Below are 5,145 nucleotides of genomic sequence, written 5' to 3'. Positions count from 1 at the left end.
CGGCTTCAAGGCGGAAGCCGGCCGCTACCATCTCTACGTCAGTCTCGCCTGCCCGTGGGCGCACCGCACGCTGATCATGCGCGCGCTCAAAGGCCTCGAGGACATGATCTCGGTCTCGGTAGTGCACTGGTTGATGCTTGAGAACGGCTGGACCTTCGCGGACGGCCCGGGCGTCGTCCCGGACACTGTCTACCATGCGCAGTTCATGCATCAGATCTATAGCGCGGCCGATCCGTACTACACCGGACGCGTCACCGTTCCCGTCCTCTGGGACAAGCACGCACGCACGATCGTCAGCAACGAATCGTCCGAGATCATCCGCATGCTGAACTCGGCCTTCGACGCGATCGGCGCGAAGCCGGGGGACTACTACCCGGAAGCACTGCGCGGCGAGATCGACACGGTCAACGCCCGTATCTACGACACGCTGAACAACGGCGTCTACAAGGCTGGTTTCGCGACAACGCAGGCAGCATACGAAGAAGCCGTCATCCCGCTGTTCGATACGCTCGACTGGCTCGAGCAACGGCTTGCCGACCGCAGGTTTCTGTTCGGCGACAGACTGACCGAAGCCGACATCCGCCTGTTCACGACGTTGATCCGCTTCGACGCGGTTTATGCCGGGCACTTCAAGTGCAACATCCGCCACATCGCTGACTATCCCAATCTGTCGGCCTACACGCGCGACATTTATCAATGGCCCGGCATCGCCGCGACGGTGAATTTCGAACATATCCGGCGGCACTATTACGAGAGCCACCGCTCGATCAATCCAACTGGAATCGTACCCGCCGGGCCTCTGCTTGATTTCACCGCTGCGCACGGGCGCGAGCACCTGGCCATTGCGGGCACGCCGTTTTCGCAGCAGCGGCTTTCATCCCGATCGGCGGCTTGATTGGTCCCGATCGCACTTCTGCGACCTGCAACAGAAGAGGGAGGACGTCAAATGCGAAAAGCTATCTTTGCCGGCTTCGTCGCCCTCGTGCTGGCGTCATCCGCGTCTGCACAGGTGCAGCCTTTCCCGGCCGCCTTCAAAACCGAGACCATCTCAACCAACGGCACGCAGATGTTCGTGCGGGTTGGCGGCAAGGGACCGGCGGTGGTGCTGCTGCACGGCTATGGCGAGACCGGCGACATGTGGGCACCGCTCGCCGCCACGTTGCAGCGTGACCATACGGTGATCGTGCCCGACCTGCGGGGCATCGGTCTGTCCGCGCATCCAGCCGGCGGCTACGACAAGAAAACCCAGGGCGGCGACGTCGCCGGCGTGCTCGACGCGCTGAAGATCGGCAAGGTCGATCTCGTCACCCACGACATCGGCAACATGGTTGGCTTCGCCTTCGCGGCGGAAAATCCCGATCGAGTCAGTAAATTCGTGCTGATCGACGCGCCGCTGCCGGGCGTGGGTCCGTGGGAGGAAGTCCTGAAAAACCCGCTGCTGTGGCACTTCCGCTTCGGCGGTCCGGATATGGAACGGCTGGTCCAGGGCCGCGAACGCATCTACCTCGACCGCTTCTGGAACGAATTTTCCGCAGATCCGAGGAAATTCGATGAAGCCTCGCGCCAGCACTATACAGAACTCTATGCCCGTCCTGGCGCGATGCATTCCGGCTTCGAGCAGTTCAAGGCGTTTGATCAGGACGCGATCGACAACAAGGCGTTCCTCGCCAAGGGCAAGCTGACCATGCCGGTGCTGGCGGTGGGCGGCGAGAAATCCTTCGGTCCGATGATGGCCACCGTCATGCGCTTCGCAGCCACGGATGTGAAAGAGGCGGTCGTGCCGCATTCGGGCCACTGGGTAATGGAAGAAAATCCAGTCTACACGGTCGAACTCGTCGTCAATTTCCTGCAATGACGCGGCGCGTCAACTGCGAGCACTCCGCCGATGTCGTGCTCAACATTCTGGCCCGCCAGCGAGATGAGCGTGCTTCAACACCATTCCGCCCGGCAAGGAGATCGGCGCCGACACCTGGAAGGTGCCCGATCGACGGCGGTCGGCGGTGGCGGGACTTGGACGTCCTACACACTTGACGTGCGCGAAGGCGAGCTGTTCGTGAGCGTCGGCAACCCGGCCCACGACATGCTGCCGGACGAGCGTCCGGGCGACAACCTCTTCACCAATTCCCTCGTCGTGCTCAATGCGCGCACGGGCGGCCTCAAGTGGTGGTGCCGCGGTGGCGGGCAAGGACGGCTACCTGCACGCAGTCGACCGCGGCACGCACAATGTCCTCTTCAAGACGGCGGTCACGACGCAGTACAAGGAAGCGCCCAAGGCGACCAGCGAAGGTGCCCAGGCCTGCCCCGGTTTCATCGGCGGCACGCAACGGCCCGGCCTACGACGTCGAGAATCACCTGATCCTAGTGGGCGCGGTCGATTGGTGCACCATCCACAAGCTCGCCGGGCCGGACTACGAGCGCGGGCAACTGCGCTTCGGCGGCACCCCCATCCCCGTCAACGATCCGCCGGCCTCGGGCTGGATCACGGCGGTGGACGCGGAGCCCGGCGCGGTGAAGTGGAGGTACCACACCGAGGCGCCCGTGGTCGCAGCGGTCACGCAGACTGCGCGGCATGACATTCACCGGCGACACCGCCGGCAACTTGCTGGCCTTCCGCAGTGTCGAATTGCTGTGATCGAAGAAGCTCGATGGTGCGCTGGGCAGCGGAATCATCACCTACCAGGTGAACGGCAGGCAGTACGTCGCCGCCACGACCGGCAACGTGTCGCGCGTCACCTTCGGCGGGCCGGGTTTGCCAAGCGTCGTGATCTGGCGGCTGTGAGCATGCGCATCACCACCGCCCGCGCGATCGGTGCGCTCATCTTCGGCCTTGCCATGCTCAACGCGTCAGCAGCGGAGCCCAGCGATGCGGGCCACGGCAAGCAGCTGTACGGTCGCTACTGCAGCGTCTGCCATGTTCAGGCGGGCAGCGGAGGGCTGGGCCCGGCGTTGAAGGGCATCGCGAGCCGGCTTTCTTCCGAGGAGACCCAGCAGCAGATCGAGCAGCCGCGAGCCGCGATGCCTCGCCTCTATCCCAACACACTGAATGAAGGCGACGTGGTGGCGTACGTGCTGACTCTCTGACGCGTAAGCTGACGACCTCGGACAGGTGCAACGATGATCAAGGCAGCATCACGGGCGCCGTGCTTGAGCGCAACGCCGGTGCACGCCGTGCGAGCGGACCGATTCATTGCCACCGGGTAGCCGGGTCTCGCCAGCCTGCGCATGGACCTCGCCCGGATTCAGTAGTAGCCCGCTTCTCTCATCAGCGCGTCGATCCTCTGTTGCGCCGCTCGCAGCGCCTGCGCGTCGTCCTTGGCGCCTGAAAGCGCGTCGTGAATCTCTTCGCCAAGGATCCGTTCGATGTGCGTGTACTCGGGCACCGGTGGGCGCTGCCACCCGTGCAACTGGTCGCGACGTGCAAGCCTGTCGACGAACTGGACGATGGGCGAGCTCCTCGCCACCTCGGGGTCGGCACTGACGGAAAAACGTGGCGCGACCGGAAAGCCATTCTTCGCATGCGCCTTCATCGCGCTCGGCGAAGCCATCCACGAGATGGCCTCGAACGCCATCTTCGCCCTGTCCTCGCCGATGTTGGCTGGTATCGCCAACAGGAACCCGCCCAGAGGCGAGATCGCCCGGCCGCCGGGCCCGGCTGGGTGGGGCAGATAGTCGACGCGGTGCTTGACCGATGAATGGAGGTCCCTCTCGAAACGCGCGCCGCGCATGGTCCAGACGTAGATCATGGCTGCGTGCCCGCCGATGAAGCACTCCACGCTGCGGTTCCAGTCGTATTCCAGGACGCCCGGTGGCGACAGGTTCACCAGCTGGCGCAGGTAGTCGAGCGCTGCTCTCGCCGCGGCGTTGCCGGCGAGATTGGGTCGCATGGTCTCGCCCTGCAGGTCGTCGAGCGAAACGGCCCCCGCGCGCCTCGGCATGCTGAGGATTGCGCTGCCGCAGCATCCCATCGCGAACATGAAGGCACTCGCGATCGGCATGCCGCGTGCGGCGTTCCACGTCACGCCGTACTGTTCGCGAGCAGGCGCATGCAGCACCTTGCCTGCGCGCAGGACGTCGGCGAAGGTACCGGGCGGCGCGATGCCCGCGTCGTCGAACCAGTCGCGCCGTATCGCGAGCGCCTCCGCGGTGATGTAGATCGGAACCGCGTACTGGCGCCCGCGCCAGCTCCCGCCGCGCCACACTTCCGGATGGAAGTCGGCGGGGTCGATCGTCTCCGCCTGGATCATGTCGTCGAGTGGACGCAGCAGGCCGCGCGCAGCAAACTCCCCGATCCACGGAAAGTTGAGCGCGACCACGTCGAAGGAGGACTGCGATGCCGCAGCGTTCTCCACGAGGCGTTCATACAGGCGCGCCAGCGGACCCGTCAGCTCGAAGTCGCGGCGAGAGGCGAGATTGCTGCGGAAGTCGGACCACACGTCGCGCATCGAGGCGAAGTAGTTGTCGTCGTGCAGCAGGAAGCGGATGCGGCTGGCGTTGTTCAGTCGCGCAGTCAGGAGCGGCAGTTCCGGCGTTGCGGCCGCGCCCCCTCCGAAGTAGAAGTCCTCGTCAGTCTCGTCCGAAGATCGCCATCCGAAGGTGTGCGCGAGCAGCACCTTCACGTCGCGGGCGTGAGCCTCGAACTGCTGCAGCAGTCGGTCGCTCGGCTTGAGCGCCGAGGCCTTGCCGGACGTCGTGCGCGGGACCTTGATGATCCAGCCTTCGGCGATGAGCTTGTGCACGCGGCGAAGCGCCGTCGCATACGGCACACCCGCGCTGTTCGCCAACGACGAGATTGTCACCAGCTGGCCGCTGACCGTGCGCCGGATCAGCATGACGAGAATGTTCCACGTCGGGTCCGTTTCCGCGGGCCCGACGTGCTGCAGATAAGGCCGGCGCGTCCGCTCGAGGAAGTCGATGACCCGTAGCAGTTCGTACTCGTTCATGGAGCCGCCCTCAGCCCGCGAGCCGACGCGGCGAGAAGCAGGTGGGCGATCTCATCGCCTGCTGGGACCGAGGCGCTTCTATTTGGGCGCCGGCGAAGAGGCGAGGCTCATGAAGCTCGTGCTCAACCTCATGATCATGCTCACTCATCGCACATAGGCCACGCCCGCATCCGCGAGCCTGACCGCCGCACTGCGCGATGCCTCC

The 5,145-nt window shown here is 64.9% G+C and carries 5 protein-coding genes; 4 read left to right on the top strand and 1 reads right to left on the bottom strand.

The genetic code is table 11. The annotated features are described in order from the left end of the window. From ACFFWD_RS36385 to ACFFWD_RS36375, 4 genes are all read left to right on the top strand, one after another. On the top strand, window positions 1–895 hold an 895-nt coding region (locus ACFFWD_RS36385), incomplete at its 5' end, for a glutathione S-transferase family protein (RefSeq protein ID WP_376973901.1). A gap of 51 nt (window positions 896–946) precedes the next feature. Continuing rightward, window positions 947–1,855, top strand: a complete 909-nt coding sequence (locus tag ACFFWD_RS36380) for an alpha/beta fold hydrolase (RefSeq protein WP_376973911.1) — start codon at window positions 947–949, stop codon at window positions 1,853–1,855. A 30-nt stretch (window positions 1,856–1,885) separates the two neighbouring features. Continuing rightward, window positions 1,886–2,356, top strand: coding sequence for a hypothetical protein (locus tag ACFFWD_RS45285; protein ID WP_446680538.1), 471 nt, complete (start codon window positions 1,886–1,888; stop codon window positions 2,354–2,356). Further along, the gene (locus ACFFWD_RS36375) at window positions 2,287–3,081 is read left to right on the top strand and encodes a c-type cytochrome (RefSeq protein WP_376973899.1); all 795 of its coding nucleotides are present in this window, start codon (window positions 2,287–2,289) and stop codon (window positions 3,079–3,081) included. The genes ACFFWD_RS45285 and ACFFWD_RS36375 overlap by 70 nt, the downstream gene beginning before the upstream one ends. A gap of 158 nt (window positions 3,082–3,239) precedes the next feature. On the opposite strand, the gene ACFFWD_RS36370 is transcribed toward ACFFWD_RS36375, so the two are convergent. Further along, window positions 3,240–4,940: an extracellular solute-binding protein gene (locus ACFFWD_RS36370; protein WP_376973897.1), complete on the bottom strand. Its 1,701-nt coding sequence runs from the start codon at window positions 4,938–4,940 to the stop codon at window positions 3,240–3,242. Between the last annotated feature and the right edge of the window lie 205 nt (window positions 4,941–5,145).

The sequence above is a fragment of the Bradyrhizobium erythrophlei genome (assembly GCF_042430365.1).
Classification (GTDB): domain Bacteria; phylum Pseudomonadota; class Alphaproteobacteria; order Rhizobiales; family Xanthobacteraceae; genus Bradyrhizobium; species Bradyrhizobium erythrophlei.
This window is presented reverse-complemented; position numbering and strand designations above follow the sequence as displayed.